The 1,642-nt window shown below is 66.9% G+C and carries 1 pseudogene; it reads right to left on the bottom strand.

Annotation, left to right across the window (positions count from 1 at the left end):
- Positions 1 to 211: 211 nt before the first annotated feature.
- Positions 212 to 1,448: pseudogene (locus ABD299_RS02485) on the bottom strand (IS701 family transposase).
- Positions 1,449 to 1,642 lie beyond the last annotated feature (194 nt).

Genomic DNA, 1,642 nt, shown 5'->3' on the forward strand with positions numbered 1-1,642 from the left:
ACCACTGTCGACCGGCCCGACCCCGCCCCCACACGCGGATAGAACCCGCTACCCTTCTTCACCTGAGAAGTGCCTCCGACAGTAGCAGGAACAAGGGCCTAGACAATCCTCATTCTTGCAGGTCAGAGGCACTTTTCGCTTACGCGACCACCCTTCGGACAACCCACTTCATGAAAGCCCGAGGGTAGACTCCAGCTGTAGATCGTGATCTTCATGTCTGGGATGTGGCTTGTCGTCGGTAATGGCTGGTGCGTGCTCGCTGCTGATGGCGGCGGCGCCAGTCGGACCAGCCGAGCCGGTGGGCTGCGTTGTGGAGGGGCTGGATGACGAGGGTGATGAACAGACGCTGGATCTCGTTGCAGGAGAGCGGGACCAGGTCGTTGGTTGCGGGTCGGCGGGCGTGTTCGTCGGCGCGGACCACGGCCAGGAAGGCGTGGGCGAGCATCGCGAGGGTCACCCAGCGGATCCAGGAGGGGTAGCGGCGGACTTGGTGCTCATCGAGGCCGGCCAGCCCTTTCTCACTCTGGAAGGTTTCCTCCACTCGCCATCGGGATCCGGCGACCTTCACCAAGGTGGTCAGCGACACCGGTTCGGGTGAGTGGCAGTGGTAGTAGGCGAGTTCACCGGTGGTGCGGTTGCGGCGGATCAGCAGCTGGCGGTGGCCCGGCGTCGGGTCGGCGAGGCCGACGACGGCCCAGTCGTAGAACCGCTGTCCCTTCGCGCCGGGGCCGGCCGAGAGCGTCTGCCAGGCCCGCTTGGGCACCTTCCGTGCCAGGGCATCGGCGCGGAAGGTGCCTGCGCGGGTGGTCATCTCACTGGAGCAGGCCACCGCGAGCACATAGCCCAGGCCGCGTTCTTCCAGGGCGGCCCGCAGTGTCGGGTTGCCGCCATAGACCTCGTCACCCGTGACCCAGCCCACCTGGTGTCCGGCGTCCAGGAACCGTTCGATCATCACGCGGGCGAGTTCCGGTTTCGTCGCGAAGACGGTGTCCTGGCCGAGTCCCGCGGCCCGGCAGCGGTCCGGGTCACCCGTCCAGGAGCGCGGGACGTACAGCTCTCTGTCCACCGCCGCGTGCCCCCGCTCACCCGCGTAGACGAGGTAGACAGCAACCTGGGAGTTCTCGATCCGCCCGGCTGTACCGGTGTACTGGCGCTGGACGCCGACGGTGTGCCTGCCCTTCTTCACGTCCCCGGTCTCGTCCACGACCAGCACCGCCGCCTCGTCGCGGAGGTGCTCAACAACGTAGTCGCGCACATCGTCACGGACCGCGTCCGCGTCCCAGGAAGCCCGGCACAGCAGGTGCTGCATGCCATGCGGGGTCGACTTCGTGTCGCACCGCGATCGTCCAGCAGTTCTTCCGCGGCAGGTCAGACAGCAGGCCCAGAACCAGTCGCCCGGCCCGCCGGCAGGCTTCGACCCGCGCAAACCGGCCCGCGATCCGGCCCATGGCCACCTCGAACGCCTCCCGCCAACGGACGGGATCTATGCTGTGACCCGCGGCCACCGCCTCATCGTTACTCCACACAAGTCACGTGATCAACGGTGGCCGCACCCGTCTCCGCACCCACCCCGACCAGCAAGATCACGATCTACAGCTGGAGCATACTCCAGTTGCAGTTCGCTATCGCTGCTGGTCAGGAG

It is taken from the genome of Streptomyces sodiiphilus, assembly GCF_039529215.1.
GTDB lineage: Bacteria > Actinomycetota > Actinomycetes > Streptomycetales > Streptomycetaceae > Streptomyces > Streptomyces sodiiphilus.